The 26,052-nt window shown below is 62.1% G+C and carries 24 protein-coding genes and 1 pseudogene; 15 read left to right on the top strand and 10 right to left on the bottom strand.

Annotation, left to right across the window (positions count from 1 at the left end; all coding sequences use genetic code 11):
* A pseudogene (locus tag ACZRMO_RS10835) lies at positions 1-191 on the top strand (hypothetical protein); the annotation flags it as partial.
* A gap of 193 nt (positions 192-384) precedes the next feature.
* Here the strand turns inward: ACZRMO_RS10835 and ACZRMO_RS10840 are convergent.
* A complete protein-coding gene (locus tag ACZRMO_RS10840) occupies positions 385-1,878 on the bottom strand; it encodes a CoA-acylating methylmalonate-semialdehyde dehydrogenase (RefSeq protein WP_124528143.1) in 1,494 nt (497 codons plus the stop codon).
* A 39-nt stretch (positions 1,879-1,917) separates the two neighbouring features.
* The gene (gene aptA / locus ACZRMO_RS10845; protein ID WP_124528144.1) at positions 1,918-3,267 is read right to left on the bottom strand and encodes an omega-aminotransferase AptA; all 1,350 of its coding nucleotides are present in this window, start codon (positions 3,265-3,267) and stop codon (positions 1,918-1,920) included.
* A 125-nt stretch (positions 3,268-3,392) separates the two neighbouring features.
* Here aptA and ACZRMO_RS10850 point away from each other — a divergent pair, with 125 nt between their 5' ends.
* The 6 genes from ACZRMO_RS10850 (at position 3,393) to ACZRMO_RS10875 (ending at position 9,350) form a co-directional block, all read left to right on the top strand.
* Complete coding sequence (locus tag ACZRMO_RS10850) at positions 3,393-4,313, top strand: LysR family transcriptional regulator (RefSeq protein ID WP_124528145.1); 921 nt, start codon at positions 3,393-3,395, stop codon at positions 4,311-4,313.
* A gap of 79 nt (positions 4,314-4,392) precedes the next feature.
* Positions 4,393-5,784 carry a uracil-xanthine permease family protein gene (locus ACZRMO_RS10855; RefSeq protein WP_124528146.1) on the top strand — a complete coding sequence of 464 codons (1,392 nt, stop codon included), beginning with the start codon at positions 4,393-4,395 and terminating at the stop codon, positions 5,782-5,784.
* An 87-nt stretch (positions 5,785-5,871) separates the two neighbouring features.
* The gene (locus tag ACZRMO_RS10860; protein WP_463972849.1) at positions 5,872-6,531 is read left to right on the top strand and encodes a TetR/AcrR family transcriptional regulator; all 660 of its coding nucleotides are present in this window, start codon (positions 5,872-5,874) and stop codon (positions 6,529-6,531) included.
* Between the two features lie 12 nt (positions 6,532-6,543).
* On the top strand, positions 6,544-7,125 hold the full coding sequence (locus tag ACZRMO_RS10865; protein ID WP_463972850.1) for an IMPACT family protein: 582 nt from the start codon (positions 6,544-6,546) through the stop codon (positions 7,123-7,125).
* A gap of 34 nt (positions 7,126-7,159) precedes the next feature.
* Positions 7,160-7,846: an SDR family oxidoreductase gene (locus ACZRMO_RS10870; RefSeq protein ID WP_017735263.1), complete on the top strand. Its 687-nt coding sequence runs from the start codon at positions 7,160-7,162 to the stop codon at positions 7,844-7,846.
* 145 nt (positions 7,847-7,991) lie between these two features.
* Complete coding sequence (locus ACZRMO_RS10875) at positions 7,992-9,350, top strand: 8-oxoguanine deaminase (RefSeq protein WP_463972851.1); 1,359 nt, start codon at positions 7,992-7,994, stop codon at positions 9,348-9,350.
* Positions 9,351-9,487: 137 nt separating this feature from the next.
* On the opposite strand, the gene ACZRMO_RS10880 is transcribed toward ACZRMO_RS10875, so the two are convergent.
* Complete coding sequence (locus ACZRMO_RS10880) at positions 9,488-10,573, bottom strand: calcium:cation antiporter (protein WP_463972852.1); 1,086 nt, start codon at positions 10,571-10,573, stop codon at positions 9,488-9,490.
* 194 nt (positions 10,574-10,767) lie between these two features.
* On the opposite strand from ACZRMO_RS10880, the gene ACZRMO_RS10885 reads away from it, so the two are divergent.
* On the top strand, positions 10,768-11,721 hold the full coding sequence (locus ACZRMO_RS10885) for an adenosine deaminase (RefSeq protein ID WP_017735266.1): 954 nt from the start codon (positions 10,768-10,770) through the stop codon (positions 11,719-11,721).
* A 169-nt stretch (positions 11,722-11,890) separates the two neighbouring features.
* On the opposite strand, the gene ACZRMO_RS10890 is transcribed toward ACZRMO_RS10885, so the two are convergent.
* From ACZRMO_RS10890 to ACZRMO_RS10900, 3 genes are all read right to left on the bottom strand, one after another.
* Positions 11,891-13,261 (bottom strand): MFS transporter, encoded by a 1,371-nt coding sequence (locus tag ACZRMO_RS10890; RefSeq protein ID WP_463972853.1) that lies wholly within the window; start codon positions 13,259-13,261, stop codon positions 11,891-11,893.
* A 105-nt stretch (positions 13,262-13,366) separates the two neighbouring features.
* A complete protein-coding gene (locus ACZRMO_RS10895) occupies positions 13,367-14,062 on the bottom strand; it encodes an ArsR/SmtB family transcription factor (RefSeq protein WP_463972854.1) in 696 nt (231 codons plus the stop codon).
* A 134-nt stretch (positions 14,063-14,196) separates the two neighbouring features.
* Positions 14,197-15,126 (bottom strand): LysR family transcriptional regulator, encoded by a 930-nt coding sequence (locus ACZRMO_RS10900; protein WP_463972855.1) that lies wholly within the window; start codon positions 15,124-15,126, stop codon positions 14,197-14,199.
* A gap of 109 nt (positions 15,127-15,235) precedes the next feature.
* Between ACZRMO_RS10900 and ACZRMO_RS10905 the strand changes: the two genes are divergently transcribed.
* Both ACZRMO_RS10905 and ACZRMO_RS10910 read left to right on the top strand, forming a co-directional pair.
* Positions 15,236-16,249 carry a zinc-binding alcohol dehydrogenase family protein gene (locus ACZRMO_RS10905; protein ID WP_463972856.1) on the top strand — a complete coding sequence of 338 codons (1,014 nt, stop codon included), beginning with the start codon at positions 15,236-15,238 and terminating at the stop codon, positions 16,247-16,249.
* Positions 16,250-16,394: 145 nt separating this feature from the next.
* A complete protein-coding gene (locus tag ACZRMO_RS10910; protein WP_177414118.1) occupies positions 16,395-16,568 on the top strand; it encodes a hypothetical protein in 174 nt (57 codons plus the stop codon).
* 8 nt (positions 16,569-16,576) lie between these two features.
* On the opposite strand, the gene ACZRMO_RS10915 is transcribed toward ACZRMO_RS10910, so the two are convergent.
* Both ACZRMO_RS10915 and ACZRMO_RS10920 read right to left on the bottom strand, forming a co-directional pair.
* Positions 16,577-17,770, bottom strand: coding sequence for a multidrug effflux MFS transporter (locus ACZRMO_RS10915; protein WP_017735272.1), 1,194 nt, complete (start codon positions 17,768-17,770; stop codon positions 16,577-16,579).
* Between the two features lie 87 nt (positions 17,771-17,857).
* A complete protein-coding gene (locus tag ACZRMO_RS10920) occupies positions 17,858-18,055 on the bottom strand; it encodes a heavy-metal-associated domain-containing protein (protein WP_017735273.1) in 198 nt (65 codons plus the stop codon).
* A 147-nt stretch (positions 18,056-18,202) separates the two neighbouring features.
* On the opposite strand from ACZRMO_RS10920, the gene ACZRMO_RS10925 reads away from it, so the two are divergent.
* From ACZRMO_RS10925 to cueR, 3 genes are all read left to right on the top strand, one after another.
* Complete coding sequence (locus ACZRMO_RS10925) at positions 18,203-18,583, top strand: hypothetical protein (RefSeq protein WP_463972857.1); 381 nt, start codon at positions 18,203-18,205, stop codon at positions 18,581-18,583.
* A gap of 126 nt (positions 18,584-18,709) precedes the next feature.
* A complete protein-coding gene (locus tag ACZRMO_RS10930) occupies positions 18,710-20,911 on the top strand; it encodes a heavy metal translocating P-type ATPase (protein WP_463972858.1) in 2,202 nt (733 codons plus the stop codon).
* On the top strand, positions 20,908-21,312 hold the full coding sequence (gene cueR / locus ACZRMO_RS10935) for a Cu(I)-responsive transcriptional regulator (RefSeq protein WP_463972859.1): 405 nt from the start codon (positions 20,908-20,910) through the stop codon (positions 21,310-21,312). Before ACZRMO_RS10930 ends, cueR begins: the two co-directional genes overlap by 4 nt.
* Before the next feature lie 112 nt (positions 21,313-21,424).
* On the opposite strand, the gene ACZRMO_RS10940 is transcribed toward cueR, so the two are convergent.
* Positions 21,425-22,324 (bottom strand): PA4780 family RIO1-like protein kinase, encoded by a 900-nt coding sequence (locus ACZRMO_RS10940; RefSeq protein WP_017735277.1) that lies wholly within the window; start codon positions 22,322-22,324, stop codon positions 21,425-21,427.
* A 124-nt stretch (positions 22,325-22,448) separates the two neighbouring features.
* Positions 22,449-23,726 carry an acetyl-CoA C-acetyltransferase gene (locus ACZRMO_RS10945; protein ID WP_463972860.1) on the bottom strand — a complete coding sequence of 426 codons (1,278 nt, stop codon included), beginning with the start codon at positions 23,724-23,726 and terminating at the stop codon, positions 22,449-22,451.
* Positions 23,727-23,839: 113 nt separating this feature from the next.
* Between ACZRMO_RS10945 and ACZRMO_RS10950 the strand changes: the two genes are divergently transcribed.
* Positions 23,840-25,183, top strand: coding sequence for a 3-oxoacyl-ACP reductase (locus ACZRMO_RS10950; RefSeq protein ID WP_463972861.1), 1,344 nt, complete (start codon positions 23,840-23,842; stop codon positions 25,181-25,183).
* A 2-nt stretch (positions 25,184-25,185) separates the two neighbouring features.
* Positions 25,186-26,034, top strand: coding sequence for a MaoC family dehydratase (locus tag ACZRMO_RS10955; protein ID WP_463972862.1), 849 nt, complete (start codon positions 25,186-25,188; stop codon positions 26,032-26,034).
* The last annotated feature ends 18 nt before the right edge of the window (positions 26,035-26,052 follow it).

A 26,052-nucleotide genomic window follows, 5' to 3' on the forward strand; every position in this document is an offset into this window, starting at 1 on the left:
CAACCGAGGCGCGCATTCTACAGCAGCCTCATTTGCTGTCAAGTGATTATTTTCAGAAGCTTTCGAAGAATTCTTCAACAACTTCAACCACTTGCGCTTACGATCTCTCGTTAGCGGGAGGCGAATTCTACAGCGTTACACGCTGCTGTCAACACCTCTTTTTCAACTTCCTTCGCGCTTCGATGAACTGAAGCAACCTGCTGCCGAAACTTACATAACTCATTGTTTACCAAGGAGTTTTCCGTTTCGACTGCGCCGGAAGTGGGGCGAATTATAGACATCCAGAATCTGCCGTCAATGCCTTTCTTCATATTTCTGTCATATAAGTCAGAAAAGCCCCAAAAACGCGAAAGCCGGCCCCAAGGGGCCGGCTTTCAGCCGTCGTTACAAGCTAGGGAAAGCAAACTGCGACGCTTCATGGCTGGCCCGTTGCGGCCAACGCTGAGTAATTGCCTTGCGACGGGTATAGAAACGCACGCCATCCGGCCCATAGGCATGCAAGTCGCCAAACAGTGAGCGCTTCCAGCCACCAAAGCTGTGATACGCCACTGGCACCGGCAGAGGAACGTTAACCCCCACCATACCCACTTCAATCTCATCACAGAACAGGCGCGCCGCTTCGCCATCACGGGTAAAGATGCAGGTGCCGTTGCCATATTCGTGATCGTTGATCAGCTGCATCGCCGCTTCCAGGCTATTCACCCGCACCACGCACAGCACTGGCCCGAAGATCTCTTCCTTATAGATGCGCATTTCAGGCGTCACGCGATCAAACAGGCTCCCCCCCAGGAAGAAGCCTTCTTCATGCCCGGCAATGCTCAAACCACGGCCATCGACCACCAGTTCAGCACCCGCCGCAACACCGTCTTCTATATAGCCACTGACCTTGTCCCGCGCCTGCCCCGTCACCAGCGGCCCCATATCCAGGCCGCACGACGTGCCCGCGCCAATCTTCAGCGCCTTGACCTGCGGCACCAGCTTGGCGATCAACGCATCGGCCACCTGGTCGCCCACGCACACGGCCACCGAGATCGCCATGCAACGCTCACCGCACGAACCGTACGCCGCGCCCATCAAGGCACTGACCGCGTTATCCAGATCGGCATCCGGCATCAGCACCGCATGGTTCTTCGCCCCGCCCAGCGCCTGCACGCGTTTACCGCGCTTGGTCGCTTCGGAATAGATGTATTCGGCAATCGGCGTCGAGCCCACAAAACTCAGCGCCTTCACTTCCGGCGCTTCGATCAGCGCATCCACCGCGCCTTTGTCACCGTGCACCACGCTCAGCACACCTTTAGGCAGGCCGGCTTCCTGCAACAGTTGGGCAATCAGCAGCGTCGAACTTGGATCGCGCTCCGAAGGCTTCAGGATGAAACAGTTACCGCAAACGATCGCCAGCGGATACATCCACAGCGGCACCATCGCCGGGAAGTTGAACGGCGTAATACCGGCCACCACACCCAACGGCTGGAAATCCGACCAGGCATCAATGTTCGGTCCTACGTTACGGCTGTACTCGCCCTTCAGAATTTCCGGCGCCGAGCACGCGTACTCCACGTTCTCAATCCCACGCTTCAATTCACCCGCCGCGTCTTCCAGCGTCTTGCCATGCTCTTCGCTGATCAACTGCGAGATACGCGCTTCGTTCTGCTCCAGCAATTGCTTGAAACGAAACATCACCTGGGCACGCTTGGCTGGCGGCGTATTGCGCCAGGCCGGGAATGCGGCCTTGGCCGAGTCGATCGCCTGTTGAATGGTTTCACGACTGGCCAACGGCACCTGGTGGATCACCTGGCCAGTGGACGGGTTATACACGTCGGCACTACGGCCGCTGTCATTGACCAACTCACCGTTGATCAAATGCTGGATAAGGCTCATGCGGGGCTCCTGAAAAATTGTTCTATATAGAAGGAGAAATCAGTCGATCTTGTTCAGCACTTCGCCGACCGCATCGAACAGGCGATCCAGGTCCTGCGGCTTGCTGTTGAAGGTTGGCCCGAACTGCAGGGTGTCACCGCCAAAGCGCACGTAGAAACCGGCTTTCCACAAAGCCATGCCGGCCTCGAATGGACGCACGATGGCATCACCGTCACGCGGGGCAATCTGGATCGCGCCGGCCAGGCCGTAGTTGCGGATGTCGATCACGTTCTTGCTGCCCTTCAGACCATGCAGCGCATTCTCAAAGTGCGGCGCGACTTCGGCTACGCTCTGCACCAGGTTTTCCTTCTGCAGCAGGTCCAACGCCGCCAGGCCAGCGGCGCATGCGACCGGGTGAGCCGAGTAGGTGTAGCCGTGGGGGAATTCCACCGCGTACTCCGGCGTCGCCTGGTTCATGAAGGTCTGGTAGATCTCGCTGCTGGCAATCACCGCGCCCATCGGGATCGCGCCGTTGGTGACTTGCTTGGCGATGCACATCAGGTCCGGGGTCACGCCGAAGCTGTCGGCACCAAACATCGAGCCGGTGCGGCCGAAACCGGTGATCACTTCATCGAACACCAGCAGGATATTGTGTTGGTCGCAGATCTCACGCAGACGCTTGAGATAACCCTGTGGCGGCACCAGCACACCCGCAGAACCGGCCATCGGCTCGACGAACACCGCGGCGATGTTCGACGCATCGTGCAACTCGATCAACTTGAGCAACTCATCGGCCAGCGCAATGCCACCCAGCTCCGGCATACCACGGGAGAAGGCATTGCTCGCCAGCAAGGTGTGCGGCAGATGGTCAACATCCATCATTGCCTGACCAAAAATCTTACGGTTGCCGTTCACACCGCCCAAGCTGGTACCGGCGATGTTCACACCGTGATAACCACGGGCGCGGCCAATCATCTTGGTCTTGGTGGCCTGGCCCTTCAGGCGCCAGTACCCACGCACCATCTTCACCGCGGTATCGGCGCACTCGGAGCCGGAGTCAGTAAAGAACACGTGGTTCAGGTTGCCTGGGGTCAGGTCGGTAATCTTTTCTGCCAACTGGAAGGACAACGGATGACCGTATTGGAAGCCCGGCGAGTAGTCCAAGGTGCCCAGTTGCTTGGCCACCGCTTCCTGGATTTCCTTGCGCGTATGCCCAGCGCCACAGGTCCACAGGCCCGACAACGAGTCGTAGACCTTTCGCCCCTTGTCATCGATCAGCCAGCTACCTTCCGCGCCCACGATCAAGCGCGGATCACGCTGGAAATTACGGTTGGCGGTGTACGGCATCCAGTGCGCGTCCAGCTTCAATTGGCTGGCCAGGGACGATGGGGCGTTTTCGGGCATGTTCATCAGCAAAACCTCGCAGGGCAAAAGGCAGCGTCGGGATTGAAAAGCGTTGTTGCAGCTAAATTGCCACGGCGATAAAGTCGGTGAAATCCAACTCTTCTAACCTTCAGTCAGGCCTTCACTAAACTATGAGCAGCCGTCGCCCCGATCCCCTGGCCCAAGTCAGCGACTTCGATATCCGCCTGTTGCGCATCTTTCGCAGCGTGGTCGAATGCGGCGGCTTCTCGGCGGCAGAGACCGTGCTAGGTATCGGCCGCTCCGCCATCAGCCAGCAAATGAGCGATCTTGAGCAACGCCTCGGGTTAAGACTGTGCCAACGCGGCCGCGCCGGTTTCTCCCTGACTGAAGAAGGCCGCGAGGTCTACCAATCGGCGCTGCAACTCTTGAGCGCCCTGGAAAGTTTCCGCACCGAGGTCAACGGCCTGCACCAGCATCTGCGCGGCGAGTTGATCATCGGCCTCACCGACAACCTCGTCACCCTGCCCCATATGCGCATCACCCACGCCCTGGCGCAGTTGAAGGAACGTGGCCCAGATGTGCAGATCCAGATCCGCATGATCGCCCCCAACGAAGTCGAGCAAGGCGTACTCGACGGCCGCCTGCACGTCGGCGTGGTGCCCCAGGCCAGTGCCTTGTCGGGGCTGGAATACCAGCCGCTGTACAGCGAACGCTCGCTGCTTTATTGCGCCGTCGGCCACCCACTGTTCTATGCCGACAACAAACAACTGGATGACGCACGCATCGACAGCCAGGACGCCATCGCCCCGACCTTCCGCTTGCCCGCCGATATCCAGGCCCACTACCAGGCACTCAACTGCACCGCCAGCGCCTCGGACCGCGAAGGCATGGCCTTCCTGATCCTCACCGGCCGCTACATCGGCTACTTGCCCGACCACTACGCCAGCCTGTGGGTGCAACAAGGCCGACTACGTGCGCTGAAACCGGCTACACGTTTTTACGATTTAAGCCTGGCATCGGTCACGCGCAAAGGTCGTCGCCCTCATTTGGTGCTGGAAAGCTTCCTGGAAAGCCTGGCCGCCACCCGTTAACTCGGGCAAAAACGAAAAGCTGAGCAGTTGGACAGCTTTTTGCAAGAACCAGAGGACATAGACCCTGAGCTTGCCCGCCATGCCACCAGAATCCTCCAGCAGCGACCTGATCTACGGCCTCAACGACCGCCCGAAACCCGCTCCGGCCTTCCTCGCCGCACTGCAACATGTGCTGGCCGCGTTCGTCGGCATCATTACCCCGCCACTGATCATCGGCTCCACCCTGGGCCTGACCGCGCATTTGCCCTACCTGATCAGCATGGCGTTGATGGTCTCGGGCGTCGGCACCTTCATCCAGGCACGTCGGCCGTTTGGCATCGGCGCAGGGATGATCTGCCTGCAAGGCACCAGCTTTGCGTTTCTCGGTGCGGTGCTGTCGGCGGGCTTTTTGGTGAAACAACGCGGCGGCAGCCCGGAAGACATCATGGCGATGATCTTCGGCGTGTGCTTTTTCGGTGCCGTGGTGCAGATCGTGCTGAGCCGTTTTATCGGCCAACTGCGCCGAGTGATCACGCCCTTGGTAACGGGGATTGTCATCACCCTGATCGGCATCAGCTTGATCAAGGTCGGCATCACCGACCTGGGCGGCGGTTTCAACGCCGCCGACTTCGGCGCCCCCACCAACCTGGCACTGGGCGTGTTCGTCGTGTTGACGATCATCCTGCTCAACCGCTCCAACACGCCATGGGTGCGACTCTCGGCCATCATCATCGGCCTCGCCCTCGGCAGTCTCGCGGCCTGGTTCAGTGGCAAGCTTGTACCCCAAGCGCTGCCCGATTTGCCTCTGGTCAGCCTGCCGATCCCATTTCGCTTCGGATTCAACTTCGACTGGAGCGCGTTCCTACCCATCGCGCTGATTTACCTGATCAGCAGCATCGAAACCGTCGGCGACCTCACCGCCAACTGCATGATTGCCCGCCAGCCCATCAGCGGCCCTTCTTATATAAGCCGGCTCAAGGGCGGCGTCCTTGGTGATGGCGTCAGCTGCATGATCGCCGCCACCTTCAGCGCCTTCCCCAACACCACGTTCGCGCAGAACAACGGCGTGATCCAACTCACCGGCGTGGCCAGTCGTTACGTCGGCTTATACATCGGCGTGGTGCTGTTTTGCCTCGGCTTGTTTCCGCTGATCGGCGCGGTACTCCAGCAAATCCCCAAACCGGTGCTGGGCGGCGCAACCCTGGTGATGTTCGGCAGCGTGGCCGCCGCCGGTGTGCGCATCCTTGCGCAGGCGCCGCTGGACCGGCGCAGCATGCTGATCATCGCCACCTCGTTCGGCGTCGGCCTGGGTATCGCTGCCCAACCGAACCTGCTGCACCTGATGCCGACCCTGGTGCAGAACCTGTTCGACTCGGCCATCACCAGCGGCGGCCTGACCGCCATTGTGTTGTGCCTGTTATTACCGGAGGCCAAGGCCGGCAACCGTGCCGCAAACCACGCGCCGGAAAGCGACACTGTGGAATCGCACTGACGGTTTTATTGCATCAGGACTTGTCTGAGGCTTGAGGGTGGGTTATCTGTGCACACGTCGTCTCTATCGATCTGCACGGAAACCTCCATGAGCCTCGAAGTTCCTGCCCACAGCAACCCCGCCGGAAAACCCGCCAGCCGCATTCGGCAAAAGAACGAACAAGCAATTCTGCAGGCAGCTGAAGACGAATTCGCGCGCCATGGCTACAAAGGCACCAGCATGAACACCATTGCTGCCAGTGCCGGGCTGCCCAAGGCCAACTTGCACTACTACTTCACCAACAAGCTGGGCCTGTATATCGCGGTGCTCAGCAATATCCTCGAACTGTGGGACAGCACCTTCAATACGCTGACCGCCGAGGATGACCCGGCCGTGGCCCTGAGCCACTACATCCGCACCAAGATGGAGTTCTCGCGCCGCCAACCCCAGGCCTCGCGGATCTTCGCCATGGAGATCATCAGCGGTGGCGAATGCCTCACCGAATATTTCAGCCAGGACTACCGCGCCTGGTTCAGCGGCCGCGCCGCCGTATTCCAGGCCTGGATCGACGCCGGCAAGATGGACCCGGTAGACCCCGTTCACCTGATCTTCCTGCTGTGGGGCAGCACCCAGCACTACGCCGACTTCGCCACGCAGATCTGCCGCGTCACCGGTCGCACCAAGCTGACCAAGCAAGACATGGAAGACGCCGGCACCAACCTGATCCACATCATTCTCAAAGGCTGTGGCGTCAAGCCCGCCCTATAAACGAAGCGACTTATGCCTTTCACGCTCACCGGCTTTTGCGAATTTCATGAAGAAATCCGCAAAAGCCGCTTTATCACCCTCGCCGCGCCGATCACCAGCCCGCAGGACGCCCAGGCGTTTTTCGCGCAACACAGCGACTTGAACGCCACGCACAACTGCTGGGCCTGGAAGCTTGGCGATCAATACCGCAGCAATGACGATGGCGAACCCGGTGGCACCGCTGGCCGGCCGATCCTGGCCGCTATCGAAGCACAGGGTTTCGATCAGGTCGCGGTGTTGGTGATCCGCTGGTACGGCGGCATCCAGCTGGGCACCGGTGGCCTCGCCCGCGCGTATGGCGGCGGGGCGAACAAATGCCTGCAAAGCGCCGAGCGCATTGAACTGATCAGCCGCGTGCCGCTGAGCTGCGCCTGCGGGTTCGCGGAATTAAACCTGGTGAAACTGCGCGTCGCCGAACTGGGCGGGCTGGTCGTGGAAGAATCCTTCACCGCCAACGGCGTCGAACTACAACTCGCCGTGGGCGAAGCCCATATCGATACCCTGCAAATTCAACTCGCCGACCTCAGCCGTGGGCGTATCCTGCTCCAACGCTGAACTCCCTGAACCGCGACTCCAAAGGAAGCTTTTCATGTCTACGCCAAAAACCGCACTGATCATCGGCGCCTCGCGCGGGCTGGGCCTTGGCCTGGTCAAGCAACTGCTCCAGGACGGCTGGGACGTGACCGCCACCGTGCGTGATCCAAGCAAGGCCGACGCACTCAAGGCCGTGGGCCCGGTGCAGATCGAGAAACTCGACATGGACGATCAGCAAGCCGTGATCGCCCTGAGCCAGCGCCTCAAGGACCGCACCTTTGACCTGCTGTTCGTCAACGCCGGTGTCAAAGGCCCCGCCAACCAGGAGCCTGGCCACGCCACCCTGGCGGAAGTCGGCCAGTTGTTCTTCACCAATGCCGTGGCACCGATCAACCTGGCCCAGCGCTTTGTCGGGCAGATCCGCAAAGACAGCGGCGTGCTGGCCTTCATGAGTTCGGTGCTGGGCAGCGTTACCATCCCCGACGGCTCCGACCTGGCGCTGTATAAGGCCAGCAAGGCCGCGCTCAATTCCATGACCAACAGCTTCGTCACCCAACTGGGCGGGCAAAAACTCACCGTGCTGTCACTGCACCCGGGCTGGGTGAAGACCGACATGGGCGGCGAAAACGCCCACATCGATGTCGACACCAGCGTGCGCGGCCTGGTGGATCAGGTAAATGCCTACACCGGGAAAGGCGGCCATCACTTCATCGACTACAAAGGCGACACCATCGCCTGGTAAGCGACAAAGGGTCGTTATCGACCGATTGCCGTCGATAACGATCCACGGGTAGACTGCCCCCTCGCCTTCACCGGCGACCCTGGATCAGCAGACAGGGCAACACTGAGCTGGCAAACCTGAACCCATCATTCAGAGGAGCCGGCCAATGCCTGCGACCCGTATCTGGTTAAAAAACCCCCTCGCGATTTTCACTGCCAATGGCCTCGACGCCCGTGGCGGCCTGGTGCTGCAAGACGGTGTGATCAGCGAGGTGCTGGCCCTGGGCCAAACACCCGCCCAGCCCTGCACACAAACCTTCGATGCCCGTGAACATGTGATCCTGCCGGGCCTGATCAACACCCACCACCATTTCTATCAAACCCTGACCCGCGCCTGGGCGCCGGTGGTCAACCAGCCATTGTTCCCGTGGCTGAAAACCCTGTACCCGGTCTGGGCCCGGCTCACCCCGGAAAAACTCGCCCTCGCCACCAAAGTTGCGCTGGCCGAACTGCTGCTGTCGGGCTGCACCACGGCGGCCGACCACCACTACCTGTTCCCCGACGGCCTGGAAAACGCCATCGACGTGCAAGTGCAAAGCGTGCGCGAACTGGGCATGCGCGCCATGCTCACCCGCGGTTCCATGAGTTTGGGCGAAGCCGATGGCGGCCTGCCGCCGCAGCAAACAGTGCAACAAGGCCAAGTGATCCTCGACGACAGCCAGCGCCTGATCCGCGAGTACCACCAGCGCGACGACGGCGCGCAAATCCAGATCGCCCTGGCACCGTGCTCGCCGTTTTCCGTCACCCCGGAAATCATGCGCGCCAGCGCCGAATTGGCTGACAGCCTCGACGTGCGCCTACATACGCACCTGGCGGAAACCCTCGACGAAGAAGACTTCTGCCTACAACGTTTTGGCCTGCGCACCGTGGACTACCTCGACAGCGTCGGCTGGCTCGGCCCGCGTACCTGGCTGGCCCACGGCATTCACTTCAACCCGGATGAAATCGAACGCCTCGGCGCTGCCGGCACCGGCATCTGCCATTGCCCAAGCTCGAACATGCGCCTGGCGTCCGGCATCTGCCCGACCCTCGACCTGCTCGCCGCCGGCGCACCGATCGGCCTGGGCGTGGACGGCTCGGCCTCCAACGATGCGTCCAACATGATCCTCGAAGCGCGCCAGGCCCTGTACATCCAGCGCCTGCGCTACGGTGCGGAAAAGATCACCCCTGAAGGCGTGCTGGGTTGGGCGACCAAAGGGTCGGCGCAGTTGCTGGGGCGTACGGATATTGGTGAGTTGGCCGTAGGCAAACAGGCCGACCTGGCGCTGTTCAAGCTCGATGAGCTGCGTTTCTCCGGCAGCCATGATCCGATTTCGGCGCTGTTGTTGTGCGGCGCGGATCGGGCGGACCGGGTGATGGTGGCGGGTAAGTGGCGAGTGATTGATGGTCAAGTGGAAGGCCTGGATCTGAAGGGCTTGATCGCCGATCACAGCCAAGCTGCTCGCCAGCTAATCGCCGGAACCTGATCCAGACGCCGAACCAAATGTGGGAGCTGGCTTGCCTGCGATAGCGGTCCAACAGTCAACACTGGAGTGACTGGACCACCGCTATCGCGGGCAAGCCCGCTCCCACATAAGCTAACTCCCACAGAAGTTTGCGGTGTTTAAAGGCCCAACAGCGACAACATGATAAACGTCGCAAACAACACAAAATGCGTCATCCCCTCAATGGCATTGGTCTCACCATCGTTGAGGTTGATCGCACTGACAATCAACGTGATAAACACCATTACCGTCTGCACCGGCGTCATCGCCATCTGGAAAGGCTGCCCGGTGTAAAGGGCCATCGCCTCCATCACCGGCACCGTCAGGATCACCGTCGACAGGGAGGCGCCCAACGCGATGTTGACCACCGACTGCATACGGTTGGCCAAGGCTGCGCGCAACGCCGTCAAGATCTCCGGCGCCGCCGAAATCGCCGCCACCACAATCGCCGTGATCACCGGCGGCGCGCCCGTGCCTTCCAGGCCCAGGTCCAGGGTTTTCGACATCACTTCGGCCAACGCGCCAATCACAATCACGCCAAACACCAAGGTGCCGATGGAAAACGCCAGGTTGATCGACGGCGCTTCTTCCGACGGTTTCTTACCGCGTTTCTCCGGGTAGTTGTAGCTGAAGAAATAACTGTGCGGCCCCACCTGCATGCGCAGGAACAGGGTGTAGAGCACCACCATCGCGCCAATGGTGAAGGCCGAGTAAATTTTCCAGTCGGCCTCGGGGATAAATTCCGGCACCACCATCGACACGCCCATGGCAGTGAGGATCATCACGCTGTAGCTGCGTGCCGAGTCGTCGTTGTAGGACTGTTCGCCATGCTTGATGCCGCCCATCAGCGCGGCCAGGCCGAGGATGCCGTTGATGTCGAGCATCACGGCGGAATAAATCGTGTCACGCACCAAGGTTGGCGACGGCTCGTTACTCATCATGATCGCCAGGATCACCACTTCCACCAGCACGGCGGCGAGGGTCAGGATCATGGTGCCGTAAGGGTCGCCGACCTTTTCCGCGAGCTGTTCGGCGTGGTGCGCCACGCGCATCGAGGCGATCACGATAAACACGATCAGCACCACCCCGCCGAGCAACGCCACGCCCTGGCCGCTGTTGAGCATCCAGTGCTCCAACGGGTAGGCGGCGATGGCGGCAAACAGCGCCAGCAGCATGAATTTTTCTTGCTTGAGGGATGTGAACATTGCGGGCCTTTTTGTACGGCAAATCAGTCATTGATGGGGTACAGACTACGGCAGGCTGCTAACGTTTCGTTACACCTTAGTTCACGCGGCCCTTGCGCGAATGCAACAAAAACAATCCTGCTGGTCAGGTTTTGCCAATTATTTCAGCCATGGCCTGTAGAATGCCGCCATTGCACCTGATGAGAATTTAGAAAATGTACGATTGGCTCAACGCCCTGCCCAAGGCTGAACTGCACCTGCACCTGGAGGGTTCGCTGGAGCCTGAGCTGCTGTTTGCCCTGGCCGAGCGCAACAAGATTGCGCTGCCGTGGAACGACGTCGAAACCCTGCGCAAGGCCTACGCCTTCAACAACCTGCAAGAGTTTCTCGACCTGTACTACAAGGGCGCCGATGTGCTGCGCACGTCCCAGGATTTCTACGACCTGACCTGGGCCTACCTGCTGCGCTGCAAAGAACAGAACGTGATCCACACCGAACCGTTCTTCGACCCGCAAACCCACACCGACCGTGGCATCCCGTTCGAAGTGGTGCTCAATGGCATCGCCGCTGCACTCAAAGATGGCGAACAGCAACTGGGTATCACCAGCGGTTTGATCCTCAGCTTCCTGCGCCACCTGAGCGAAGCCGAAGCCGAGAAAACCCTCGACATGGCCCTGCCGTTCCGTGACGCGTTCGTGGCCGTGGGCCTGGACAGCTCGGAAATGGGTCACCCGCCAAGCAAGTTCCAGCGCGTGTTCGACCGGGCCCGTCACGAAGGCTTCCTCACCGTCGCTCACGCTGGCGAAGAAGGCCCGCCCGAGTACATCTGGGAAGCCCTCGACCTGCTGAAAATCCAGCGTATCGACCATGGCGTGCGTGCCATCGAAGACGAGCGCCTGATGCAGCGCATCATCGACGAGCAGATCCCGTTGACCGTGTGCCCACTGTCCAACACCAAGCTGTGTGTGTTCGACGACATGGCCCAGCACAACATCCTCGACATGCTTGAGCGTGGCGTGAAGGTCACGGTGAACTCCGATGACCCGGCGTACTTCGGTGGTTATGTCACCGAGAACTTCCACGCGCTGCACACCTCGCTGGGCATGACCCAGGACCAGGCCAAACGCCTGGCGCAGAACAGCCTGGATGCGCGGTTGGTCAAGCCGTAACCCGCATTCACTGGATGAATGCAGGCTAAATGTGGGAGCGGGCTTGTGTGGGAGCGGGCTTGCTCGCGAAGGCAGTGTGTCAGCAACGAATGAGTTGCCTGATACACCCTCTTCGCGAGCAAGCCCGCTCCCACACAAGCCCACTCCCACATGGGTTTTGTGTTGCTGGTTAGATTTCGCTCAGCTCTTCAAGAGTCTTCCCCTTCGTCTCCATCCCAAACACCCACACCACCAGCGCCGCCACCGCAAAACATAGTGCGCCCAAGGCAAACACACCGCCCTGCCCCGTAATCGGAAACACCAACCCGGTCACCATCGGCCCCAGCAACGAACCCACCCGGCCAATCGCCGAGGCAAACCCGGACCCGGTCGCCCGCGCCGACGTGGGATACAGCTCCGGCGTGTAGGTGTACAGCACCGCCCACATGCCAAACAAAAAGAACTGCATCAACAAGCCCGATGTAATCAGCAAGCCCACATTGCCGCCAAACACCGCGCTTTGCCCATACAGAAACGCCATCACCCCGCCGCCCAGCAGTGTCACCACGCACACCGGTTTACGCCCCCAGCGCTCCACCAGCCAGGCCGCCATCAGGAAGCCGGGAATCCCGCCGAGGGAAATGATCACCGTGTAGTACACCGACTGGGTCACCGCAAAACCCGACTGCTGCAACAGCGCACTCAACCACGACGTCAGCCCGTAAAAGCCGAGCAAGGCAAAGAACCACACGCTCCAGATCATCATCGTGCGCTGGCGATACTGCGCCGACCACAGCTGCTGAAACGCCGAGAAGAACGTGCCCGGCGTGCTCTCTACCCGTGGCAGGCGGATCGGCTCCGGCAGTTGCGCGCTGCCCAGGGAGTCGCGCACTTTCTGCTCGATGCCCAGCAGCACCTTGTCCGCCGCATCATGCCGGCCGGCTTGTTCCAGCCAGCGTGGCGACTCCGGAATAAAGAACCGGATCGCCAGCACAAACACCGCCGGCACCGCCAACACCAGGAAGATGTCGCGCCAGCCAATCACCGGCAGCAAGAAGTACGACAGCACACCGGCCGCCACAAAACCCAGCGGCCAGAAACCGTCCATCAAGGCGATGTAACGCCCACGCCGCTTGGCCGGAATCAACTCCGAGAGCATCGATTGCGCGATGGGAAACTCCATGCCCATGCCAATGCCCAGCAGGATGCGAAACAGCGTCAGCGTCTCCACCGTCTGCGCCGTGGAGCATAAGTAACTGGCGACGCCCCACAACACGATGCTCCACTGGAACACCGGCTTGCGCCCGAAGCGGTCGGCGAGCATCCCGGACAACGACGCCCCCACCACCATGCCGAAAAAACTCGAACTGGCCAGCAGCCCTGCCTGGGCCGTGCTCAGGCCAAACTCGGCTTTGATCGAGCCTAAAAGGAAGGTCATCATCGCCAGGTCCATGGAGTCGAAGAAAAACGCCAGGGCGATGATGATGAAAATAACTCGGTGGTAGCCACTGATGGGCAACCGTTCCAGCCGTTCCGCTGCGCTATAGCCTTGAATACCCATGCCGCACCCCCTGTGTGAAAGTCCCCGCGGTGAGTGTGCGGCATGGTTTTGCGGGGTTATTGCTGGATGCGACCTGACTGAAACTCTGAACGACGCCACCCGTGGCTAAGGGTGTTCGGGGGCGGCCAATCGGTTGATTTCTGCCGTCCCACTGGCGTTGACCTGCAGCGCCTGCGACTCTTTGACCAGGCTGACCCAGTTCGATTGCAAGAACAATTGCAGCAACCCCGCGCCCAACGCCCCGCCCAAATGCGGCAGCTGCTGGCTCCAATCGAAGCAGTCGCACACCACTGGCGATGCCAGCGCCTGAATATAAATGCCCAGGCCCGCCAAGTGCTGCGCGCCCTTTAGCGTGACATCGGTGCGTTGTTCATGGCGCTCAATCCAGCCTGCGGCCAACATCCGCTGATACAACCCCGCCGCCAGCTCGCCGCCGAGGTGGCCATTGCACAACCGTGCATGGCGTAACGGCAGGGGCGCGATCAATACCGACGGCGAGGCATCCGGCCGACAGCGCGTGGCGCTGGCCATGGTGGTGTTGGCCAACGCATCAATGGCAACGCTGACATCAGCAGCCGCCACGCGAAACAAGCGCTGGCCGCGACGGTTCTCGCAGCGCAACAGGCCACCACCGGTCAGCCGCGCCAGGTGCGCAACGGCCGAGGCGGTCGACAGCCCGGCCAGCGCCGCCAACTCCTGCGAAGACTTCGCCGAACCGTCCATCAACGCCCAGAGCATAGCGGTGCGTTTGGGCTCGGCGAGCAGGCTGGCAATGTGACTGATGCAAGGTGCTGCTTCCATGAATTCACTCCCTGTTGAACCACTTTTGTGCTGTGCTGGGCATGAAAGTATAGGGGCGCAGGCAGTCAGCTCCGCGCCGTCTGACAGCGCGAATAGGGACAGGATTTGAGTGAAGCTTCCTCGCTTTCTGGAGGTTATTGCCTAGAGACCAATCGCTCCGGCCATTGCGCGGTCAACGTCGCACAGCGCGCCACGAGCATTTCGCGCAGCAGGTTGACGGGTTTGCTCAGTTGGGCGCGGTGGGCACAGAGCAGATTCAGCGGCGTTCGCTCGCCACGCAGCTCCGGCAGGATGACCCGCAGGCGGCCGGCCAACACGTCGGTGCTTACATCCAGCCAGGACTTGTAGGCAATCCCCACACCCGCCACCGCCCAGCGCCGCACCACATCGGCATCGTCACTGAAACGGTCACCGCTCACCGTCAGGCTGATGTCGCGCTTGCCGTCGTGAAAACTCCAATGGTCATGCACGCGACTGCCCAGCATATACAGCAGGCAATTGTGCTGGGCCAACTGCTCCAGGTGCCGGGGTTCACCGTGCTGCGCGAGGTAGCTGGGCGAGGCGCACAGCACACGCACATTCTGCGGCGCTACCGGCAGCGCAATCAGGCTGGAGTCTTCGGGCTCGCCGTAGCGCAGGGCGATGTCCACCGGTTGGCGAAACAGGTCGGCAATGCGGTCGCCCAGCAACAGGCGCACGGTCAATTGCGGGTGCTCACGCTGGAATTCATCCAGCCACGCCAACAGATGGTTGCGGCCGAAGTCCGACGGCGCCGACAGTTGCAGCACGCCGCTGACATGATCCTGGCCACTGGCCAATAGCCGGCGCCCCTCGTCCAGAGAACCCAAGGCGGCGCGGGCATATTCCAGGAAGCCCTCGCCTTCAGCGGTCAGGCGCAGGCTGCGGGTGGAACGGGCCAGCAAGCGCGCGCCCAGTTGTTGCTCGATACGTTTCAACGCGGCGCTGGCAACCGCAGGTGACAGGTCCATCACCCGCGCCGCCGCCGACAGGCTGCCCAAGTCCGCCGCGCGCACAAACAACTGCAAATCATCAAAACGCAGCATGAGCCCCGCCAATTATCAAAATTATATTGAAACAGACCTCTGTTTTAGCCGCTTTTATCTCGTTGGGAAATAGCCAATCATCTGCCCATCCCATCTACCGGAGCTTCCCATGAAAGCCATTGCCTACTACGCCTCGCTGCCGATCAACGATCCCCTGTCCCTGCAAGACATCGAACTGCCCGAGCCCGTCGTCGGCCCGCGTGACCTGCTGGTGGAAGTCAAAGCCATCTCGGTCAACCCGGTGGACACCAAGGTGCGCCAGAACGTCGCCCCGGAAAACGGCGCCGCCAAGGTGCTGGGTTGGGACGTGGCCGGTGTGGTCAAGGCCGTGGGCAGTGACGTCACGCTGTTCAAGGCCGGCGACAAGGTGTTCTACGCCGGCTCCCTGGTACGCCCGGGCGGCAACAGCGAGTTGCACACGGTGGATGAGCGCATCGTCGGCCATATGCCAAAAAGCCTGGGTTTCGCCGACGCCGCCGCGCTGCCGCTGACCGCCATCACCGCGTGGGAATTGCTTTTCGAGCGCCTGCAAGTGCGTGAAGGCAAAGAGGATCAGGGCCAGAGCCTGCTGATCGTCGGCGCAGCCGGTGGCGTGGGTTCGATCCTGACCCAACTGGCCAGCCAGCTCACCGCGTTGCAGGTCATCGGCACTGCTTCGCGCCCGGAAACCCAGGCCTGGGCCAAGGCACTGGGGGCCGACCTGGTGATTGACCACAGCCAACCGCTGAGCGAAGCGTTGAAACGCGCCGGTGTCACCCACGTGACCCACGTCGCCAGCCTGACCCAGACCGACCAGCACCTGGACCAATTGGTCGAAGCCCTGCAACCCCAAGGCAAGCTGGCGCTGATCGACGATCCGAAGGCGCTGGACGTCAGCAAGCTCAAGCGCAAGAGCCTGTCGCTGCACTGGGAGTTCATGTACACCCGTTCAATGTTCGAGACCCCGGACATGATCGAGCAACACCACCTGCTCAACCGCGTGGCCGAACTGATCGACGCCGGCACCCTGAAAACCACAGTGGGCGAACACTTCGGCGTGATCAATGCGGCCAATCTGCGCCGCGCCCATGCGCTACTGGAAAGCGGCAAGGCCAAGGGCAAGATCGTATTGGAAGGGTTCTGACAAAAGTCTGTAGGTGTCGTCCATTACTGCTGTGAGTGATGGACGACACCATTAGTCCGAGAGTTGACCTTTGTCATATTTGCGCGGGTATTCGGGTTTATATTGGCCGCCTTTGCCACGATTCTTTTACGTGAGGAAGTCAGCAATGAAGATCCTGATAAAAGCGTTAGCAAAATCCCAATGGGAAGTGCGCCTCGACCAGAAGGCCATCACCTTCCACAGTGAGGCCGAGGCCCGCGCCTTTGCCGAGACCCTGCAAGCCCGTATCCAGGCGCCCCACACCATCCCCCTCAACCAGCAACGTTCCGCCGCTGGCTGACCCGCATCTCAGACCTGCGCTTGCGCGGCCCGAGCCCGTTGCAAGCGCTGGGTCGAAACGGCTACCGTCACCGCCAATACACCGCACAAGCTGATGACCATGGCCATCGGCATCGCCGTGCCGTCATGCAACAGGCCGACCAACGACGCCGCGCCCGCCGCCACACCAAACTGAATGCAACCGAGCAAGGCCGACGCACTGCCCGCCCGCGCCCCTTGCCCGCTCATGGCGCAGGCCGAGGTGTTGGGCAAAATGCAGCCCAGGCTGGCGATGCAGATAAACAGCGGCACCAGCAGAGGCCACAGCGCATCGGTGTGCAAGGCACTGATCGCCAGCAACGAGAGGGCCGCCGCCAGGTACACCCACACGCTGCGCGACAGCAGAAACGCCGGGCCGCGCTTCGCCAGCAGCCGGGCGTTGACCTGGGCGATCAGGATAAAACCAGCCGCATTGGAGCCAAAGACCCAGCCGTAATGCTCGGCGGGCACGCCATACAGTTTGATAAATACGAAAGGTGAACCGGCGATGTAGGCAAACATCCCGCCAATCGCAATACCGCCGGTGAGGGCGTAACCGAGGTACACCCGGTCCGACAGCAGCGACAGGTAGCGACGCAGCGAGCCAGACAACGGCTGGCGCGGCTGATGGGCCGGGAAGGTTTCCGGCAAACCGACGGCAACGGCCACCGCCGCCATCACGCTGAACAGCGTCAGCGCGAGGAAGATCGACTGCCAGCCCCACACCCCAACCATCACCCCACCCGCCAGTGGCGCGAGGATCGGCGCCAGCCCGGTGACCAGCATCAGTTGGGAAAACACTTTGGCCGAGCCCACCGCGTCACATTTGTCGCTGACCACGGCGCGGGAAATCACCATGCCCGCACAACCGCCCAGGGCCTGGACGAAACGAGCGGCGATCAGCCAATCCAGGGACGGCGCATAGGCGCAGGCGAAGGACGCCAAGGTAAACAGGGTGACGCCACTGAGCAGCGGCACACGCCGGCCAAAGCGGTCGGCCAGCGGGCCGTAGATCAATTGGCCAATGGCCAGGCCGATGAAATACACCGCCAGGGTTTGCTGGACATGTTTTTCGTCGGTGCCAAAAGCGATCGCCATGGCGGGGAAGCCCGGCAGGTAAAAATCGATCGCCAACGGCGCGAAGGCGCTCAAGGCGCCCAGGATCAGGATAATGCGCAGGTTCATGAAGGCACCCAAGTGAGTCGGCAGCCCGACAGTCTAGCCGCGCTTGGGTGCCTTGAACATTACGATAGCTCGCTAACTATTGAAAAATCAGGCGAGCTTGGCGCTGTAGCCTTCTTCGGTGATCGCACTGATGATTTGCTCGGCCGACAAACGACTCTCGACCCCGACTTCCTTGGCCGCCAGATCGACCTTCACACTGGCCGCCGGGTCCTGGCTCTGCACCGCCTGGGTGACCGACTTGACGCAATGGCCGCAGGTCATTCCTTCAACACTGAATACTTGCATGACATGACTCCTTGATTGAGGGTGGACGCAGTCTCGACCTTGCCATCATGGCAAGGTCAAGCGCCTAAAACATCGGCCGGGCTGGTATTCCCTCGCGCGGTCGGCCAAGCTTGAACCCTCTTAGATTTGAATCACGGAGCATTCGCCATGCGCTGGTCGCTTTTTGCCCTTGCCGGCCTGATGAGCTTATCTGCCGCCGCACCGATGGCCAGTGCCGCAGAAGACTACGCGGTGCTGATCATTTCCCGGGAACGCCTGGAAGTGCCGACCAACTGCGAGATCGGCCTGTACCTCAACGATCAACTGGCCGGGCGGCTGTTCCAGGAGCAAGCCACCTCGTTCAACTTGCCGGCGGGTAACCTGTCGCTGCGCCTCAAGTTGCTGCCGGGCCAGGCGCCAGGCTGCCTGCCCGGGCTGCTGGCGCCACCGGCGCAGAACATCACCTTGAAGGCCGGTGACGTGCGCAAGTTGCGCATTGCCCAGGGCCCGGACGGCATTTACCTCAAGCCCGCCGCATTGGAATACTGACCGCCGCCACCGATCGTTCCCACGCTCCGCGTGGGAATGCCTCTTGGGACGCTCCGCGTCCAGCACTTGACCTTCCCCACAGGTCAAGGTTGATCCTAGGGGCAACTTCTCCTGGAGGACTGCCCCATGAATGGATCGACCACCTTTGACCTGCCCATCAGCGGCATGACCTGTGCCAGCTGTGCCGGCCGCGTCGAGCGCGCGCTGGGCAAAGTGCCGGGGGTGCAAAGCGTCAGCGTCAACCTGGCCAACGAACGCGCCCATGTCGAAGTCGCGGGCCAGATGGACCCCAGCGTATTGATCGCCGCCGTCGACAAAGCCGGCTACACCGCCAGCCTGCCGCAAAGCGAAACCGCCACCGAGGTCGATCAGGCCAAGCGCCTGCACCGCGAGCGCTGGTCGCTGGTGTTTGCGATTGCCTTGGCGCTGCCACTGGTGCTGCCGATGCTGGTGGAACCCTTCGGCCTGCACTGGATGCTGCCCGCCTGGGTGCAATTCGCCCTGGCCACGCCGGTGCAGTTCATTTTTGGTGCGCGCTTCTATATAGCCGCCTGGAAAGCCGTCCGCGCCGGCGCCGGCAACATGGACCTGCTGGTGGCTATCGGCACCAGCGCCGGTTATGGCCTGAGCATCTATGAATGGCTCACCGCCCACCCCGGCATGGCGCCGCACCTGTACTTCGAAGCCTCGGCCGTGGTGATCGCCCTGGTGCTGCTGGGCAAATACCTCGAAAGCCGCGCCAAGCGCCAGACCGCCAGCGCCATCCGCGCCCTGGAAGCCCTGCGCCCGGAGCGCGCGATTCGGGTAAGCGGCGGGCGTGAAGAAGACGTCGCCATCAGCGCCCTGACCCTCGACGACCTGGTGCTGGTCAAACCCGGCGAACGCTTCCCGGTGGACGGTGAAGTGGTCGAAGGCCAAAGCCACGCCGACGAAGCGCTGATCAGCGGCGAAAGCCTGCCGGTGCCCAAACAGCCGGGGGACAAGGTCACCGGCGGCGCCATCAACGGCGAAGGCCGCCTGCTGGTGCGCACCACCGCCCTGGGTGCCGAAAGCGTACTGGCGCGGATCATCCGCTTGGTGGAAGACGCCCAGGCCGCCAAGGCGCCGATCCAGAAACTGGTGGATAAAGTCAGCCAAGTGTTCGTGCCTGCCGTGCTGGTGCTGGCGTTGGTCACGTTGGTGGGGTGGTGGCTGTACGGCGCGTCGCTGGAAACCGCGATCATCAATGCGGTGGCCGTGCTGGTGATTGCCTGCCCGTGCGCCCTGGGCCTGGCCACACCGACCGCGATCATGGCCGGCACCGGCGTGGCCGCGCGCCATGGCATCTTGATCAAGGACGCCGAAGCCCTGGAACGCGCCCATGAAGTGAGCGCGGTGGTCTTTGACAAGACCGGCACACTCACCTCTGGCGCGCCGAAAATCGCCCACCTCGCCGCCGTGGATGGCAACGAAGCCCTGCTGTTGCAACAGGCCGGTGCGCTGCAACGCGGCAGCGAACACCCGCTGGCCAAGGCCGTGCTGGATACGTGCAATGAGCAGGGTCTGCCAGTGGCGGACGTGACCGCCAGCCAATCCCTGACCGGACGCGGCATCGCCGGCACCCTCGATGGCCGGCAACTGGCCCTGGGCAATCGCCGCCTGCTCGAAGAAAGCGGCTTGAACGCCGGCGATCTCGCCGACTCCGCCAAGGCCTGGGAGGCCGAAGGCCGCACCTTGTCCTGGCTGATCGAGCAAGGCGCGCAACCCCGTGTGCTCGGGCTGTTTGCCTTTGGCGACACCCTCAAGCCCGGCGCGCTGGAAGCGGTGAACCGCCTCAAGGCGCAGCACATCAGCAGCCACCTGCTCACCGGCGACAACCGTGGCAGTGCCCGTGTGGTGGCCGAAGCGCTGGGCATCGACGACGTACACGCCGAAGTGCTGCCCGCCGACAAAGCCGCCACCGTCGCCGAGTTGAAAAAAACCGGCGTGGTGGCCATGGTCGGCGACGGCATCAACGACGCCCCGGCCCTGGCGGCCGCCGACATCGGCATCGCCATGGGCGGCGGCACCGACGTGGCCATGCACGCGGCCGGCATCACCCTGATGCGCGGCGATCCGCGCCTGGTGCCGGCGGCGCTGGAGATCAGCCGCAAGACCTACGCAAAAATCCGCCAGAACCTGTTCTGGGCCTTTGTGTATAACTTGATCGGCATCCCCCTGGCGGCGTTCGGCCTGCTCAACCCGGTGCTGGCCGGCGCGGCGATGGCGCTGTCGAGCGTCAGCGTGGTGAGCAATGCCCTGCTGCTGAAAACCTGGAAACCCAAGGACCTGGAGGACCATCGCCCATGAACATCGGCCAAGCCGCACGCCAGAGCGGGCTCAGCGCGAAGATGATTCGCTACTACGAATCCATCGGCCTGCTCAAAGCCGCCCACCGCACCGACAGCGGCTACCGCGTGTACGGTGCCGACGACCTGCACACCCTGGCGTTTATCAAACGCTCGCGGGACCTGGGGTTTTCATTGGAAGAGGTCGGCAAGCTGCTGACCCTGTGGCAGGACCGGCAACGGGCCAGCGCCGATGTGAAAGCCTTGGCGCGCCAGCATATCGATGAGTTGAATCAGAAGATTCTGGAGTTGGGGCAGTTGCGCGATACGTTGCAGGACCTGGTGGAGCACTGCCAGGGCGATCATCGGCCGGATTGTCCGATTCTCAAGGAGTTGGCGTCGGGGAGTTGCTGCTCGGCCTGATGATCGTTCCCACGCTCCGCGTGGGAACGCAGCCAGGGACGCTCCGCATCCCCAAGAGCGGACGCAGAGCGTCCAGTGAGACATTCCCACGCGGAGCGTGGGAACGATCACATCACTGCATCCAAGGTGGCGGCGGTGGCTCGTCCGGCACTTTGCTCTGCGGTGCATCATCCGCCGCCCGAATCGCCTGCCGGCGCTCTTCATCCAGCCGCGCCGCTTCAATCTCACGGATCACACCGCCGACATCCGCCAACTCTTCCGGCTCATCGAACTCGCCGGTCAAGACGCTGGCCGGGTGCAAGGTACCGGCTTCGTACAACGCCCACATTTCCTTGGCGTACTTGGTCTTCTTCAACTCCGGGGCAAAGCGCCCGAAGTACGAGGCCATGTTGCCCACATCCCGCTCCAGCATGCTGAACGCGTGGTTGTTGCCCGCCGCATCCACCGCCTGGGGCAGGTCGATAATCACCGGGCCTGTCGGCGTCAGCAGTACGTTGAACTCGGACAAGTCACCGTGCACCAGGCCGGTACACAGCATCAGCACAATTTGCGAGATCAGGAAGGCGTGGTACTCACGCGCCTGGTCCGGCTCCAGCACCACGTCGTTCAGACGCGGCGCCGCATCGCCGTACTCGTCGGCCACCAGTTCCATCAACAGCACGCCTTCCAGGAAGTCGAACGGCTGGGGCACGCGAACGCCCGCGCCGGCCAGGCGGAACAACGCCGCCACTTCAGCGTTCTGCCAGGCGTCTTCGGTTTCTTTCTTGCCGAACTTGGAGCCCTTGGCCATGGCCCGGGCCTGACGACTGTTACGGACCTTGCGGCCCTCCTGGTATTCGGACGCTTGACGAAAACTTCGTTTATTCGCCTCCTTGTAAACCTTGGCGCAACGCAATTCATTGCCGCAGCGCACCACATAAACAGCTGCTTCTTTACCACTCATGAGTGGGCGCAGCACTTCGTCGACCAGACCGTCTTCGATCAGGGGTTCAATGCGTTTAGGAGTCTTCATCAGCTTTTATTGTGGGTCCTTTATTACCAAATACGCGTATGGCACTCGTTATACGGCAATCGGCTCGCCGGTGGGAGGGGCTACCGACCGTTGATCACTTAAGAATGCATTCAATAGGCCAGTTTCACCGTTCAATGATCGCGGTGACCCCCTGCCCGCCCGCCGCGCAGATGGAAATCAGCCCGCGCCCCTTGCCTGCCGCATCCAGCAACTTGGCCAGGTTGGCGACGATACGCCCACCCGTGGCCGCAAACGGATGCCCCGCCGCCAGGGAACTGCCTTTCACATTCAAGCGGCTGCGGTCGATGCTCCCCAGGGGTGCATCCAGCCCCAGGCGCGTCTTGCAATAGTCCGCATCCTCCCATGCCTTGAGCGTGCACAACACCTGAGCCGCGAAGGCTTCGTGGATCTCGTAGTAATCGAAGTCTTGCAGCGTCAGAACATTCCTCGCCAACAAGCGCGGCACCGCATACACCGGTGCCATCAGCAGGCCTTCGGCACCGTTGACGAAATCCACCGCCGCCGCTTCACCATCGCGCAAATAAGCAAGGATCGGCAAACCGCGCTCCTTCGCCCAGGCCTCGCTGCCCAACAGCACCAACGACGCACCATCGGTGAGCGGTGTGGAGTTACCGGCGGTGAGCGTGCCCTTTTCGCTGCGTTCGAATGCCGGCTTGAGCGCGGCGAGTTTCTCCAGGGTCAGGTCGGGGCGCAGGTTGTTGTCACGGGTCAGGCCCAGGAACGGCGTGAGCAAATCGTTGTGCCAGCCCTCCGCGTAAGCCGCCGCCATTTTCTGATGGCTTTCCAGGGCCAACTGATCCTGCTCGGCGCGGGGAATCTGCCAGGTCTGTGCCATCAGTTCGCAGTGTTGGCCCATGGACAACCCTGTACGTGGTTCGCCATTGCGCGGCAGTTCCGGCTTGAGGTGATGGGGGCGAAGTTGTAACAAGACTTTCAGCTTGTCGGCCATGGATTTGCTGCGGTTGGCTTGCAGCAGAATCTTGCGCAGCCCTTCATTCACGCCAATCGGCGCGTCGGACGTGGTGTCCACACCGCCGGCAATCCCACACTCGATCTGGCCCAAGGCGATCTTGTTGGCTACCAGCAAAGCGGCTTCGAGCCCGGTGCCGCAAGCCTGCTGTATATCGTAGGCCGGGGTTTGCGGCGACAGGCGCGAGCCGAGCACGCATTCGCGGGTCAGGTTGAAGTCACGGGAATGCTTGAGCACCGCGCCCGCCGCCACCTCGCCCAGGCGCAGGCCATGCAGGTTGTAGCGTTCGATCAGGCCTTCCAGCGCCGCCGTCAGCATCGCCTGGTTGCTCGCCGTGGCGTACGGACCATTGGAGCGGGCGAAGGGAATGCGGTTACCGCCAATGATCGCTACGCGGCGCAATTGAGTCATGGAAAGCTCCCTGAAGGTTGTGGGTGGAATCATTCAGCCTAGCCTAGGCTGATCGAACGACTACCGCCCCGGGGTGGTCAACCCTTTGAACCCCAGCTTTCGGAGAGCGTTCCATGTCTGACCGTTATATCGACTTCGCCAACTCAAGCCTCGGCCATCGCCTGGTCGCCGCCCTTGGCCTGCCGTCACCGGTACGCCTGGAACGCTGGCAAGCCGGTCGCCTGCGCCCGGTGGAAGGGGCGCTGCTGCTGGGCGGCGGTGCGCTGGTGGGCAAGGTGCAGGCCTTTGCCCACAAACTCACCGACGCTATCTACACCTACGGCGACGAGACCTCGACCTGGATTCCCGGCCACGGTCCCAAGCTCAAGGCGGTGGTGTTCGACGCCAGCGAGTTGCAGCACACCGACCAACTCAAGCAACTGCGCGAATTCTTCCAGCCGCTGCTGAAAAACCTCGATAACAGCGCGCACCTGGTGATCCTCGGCCGGGCGCCGGAAAGCCTCGACGACCCCTTCGCCGCCAGTGCCCAACGTGCCCTCGACGGTTTCAGCCGCTCCCTGGCCAAGGAGCTGCGCAATGGCGGCGTCCTGCAATTGCTCTACGTCGGCGACGGTGCCGAGGACCAGTTGGAGGGCGCGCTGCGCTTCTTCCTCTCGCCCAAAAGCGCCTACATCTCCGGGCAGGTGATTCGCCTGGAGACGTGCGCAACCCAGGTCGAGGACTGGACTCGCCCGCTAGCCGGGCGCAAGGCGCTGGTCACCGGTGCCGCCCGTGGCATCGGCGCGGCCATCGCCGAAACCCTGGCCCGCGACGGTGCAGATGTGATCCTGCTCGACGTGCCCCAGGCCAAAGCCGACCTCGACGCCCTCGCCGCCCGCCTGGGTGCGCGCAGCGTGGCGCTGGATATCTGCGCCGCAGACGCCGCCCAGCAGTTGATCGACCACCTGCCCGATGGCCTCGACATTCTCATACACAACGCCGGCATCACCCGCGATAAAACCCTGGCCAACATGACCCCGGAATACTGGGACGCGGTGCTGGCAGTAAACCTCAATGCCCCGCAAGTACTGACCCAGGCGCTGATCGACAGCGCCACCCTGCACGACAACGCCCGCGTGGTGCTGCTGGCGTCCATCAGCGGCATCGCCGGCAATCGCGGGCAAACCAACTACGCCGCGAGCAAGGCCGGTTTGATCGGCCTCGCACAAGCCTGGGCACCGTTGCTCAAAGGCCGGGGCATCAGCATCAACGCCGTGGCGCCGGGGTTTATCGAAACCCAGATGACCGCGCATATCCCTTTCGCCCTGCGTGAAGCCGGGCGCCGCATGAGCTCGCTGGGCCAGGGTGGTTTGCCCCATGACGTGGCCGAAGCCGTGGCCTGGCTCGGCCAGCCGGGCAGCGGTGCCGTCAGCGGGCAGGCGCTGCGGGTGTGTGGGCAAAGTCTCTTGGGAGCGTAGGCATGGACTGGCAAACGTTGCACAGCACACCGTCGCTGCTGCCGCTGTATTGGCGCGCGGCACTCAAACGCAAAATCACCGGCAACACGTTGCCCGAGCGCGGGCTGCGCTGCCGGGTGACCGTCAACCCTGACGCTGTCGCCAAATACCGCAAAGTCTGCGGGTTTGCCGACAGCGCTATGCTGCCGGCGACTTATCCCCATGTCCTCGCGTTCGGCTTGCAGATGCAGTTGCTCACCGACAACAGCTTCCCTTTCCCGCTGCTGGGGCTGATTCACCTGAGTAATACCATCCGTATCCACCGGCCCCTGGGCGGTGTCAGCGAGCTGACCCTCAGCGTGCGCACGCGCAACCTCAAGCCGCACCCCAAGGGCGCGACCTTCGAGCTGGTAACCACCGTCGAAGATGCCCTCGGCCTGCTGTGGGAAGCCGAAAGCCGCATGCTTTGCCGAGGCGTAAAGCTCGACGGCGAACCCGAGGACGCGGCGCAACCGAGCCCCACCGACGTCAGCGAGCTGATGCGCTGGCAAGCCCCCGCCGATATCGGCCGGCGTTATGCCCGGGTCAGCGGCGACTACAACCCGATCCACCTCAGCGCCCTGACCGCCAAGCTGTTCGGTTTTCCCCAGGCCATCGCCCACGGGCTGTGGAACAAGGCGTACACCCTCGCCGCCTTGGGTGAACACTTGCCCGCCGCCAATGTTGAGATCAGCGTCGAGTTCAGGAAACCCGTGCGTCTGCCCAGTGAAGTGACGTTGTTTGCCAGCGCCGCCGGTTCAGCGGGTGAATGTCGCTTGAGCGGCGCGGGCGATATTGAACATATGGTAGGCAAATGGCAGCCGATCGCCTGAAACACACTGCTTAATTGT

Source organism: Pseudomonas sp. B611, from assembly GCF_055407965.1.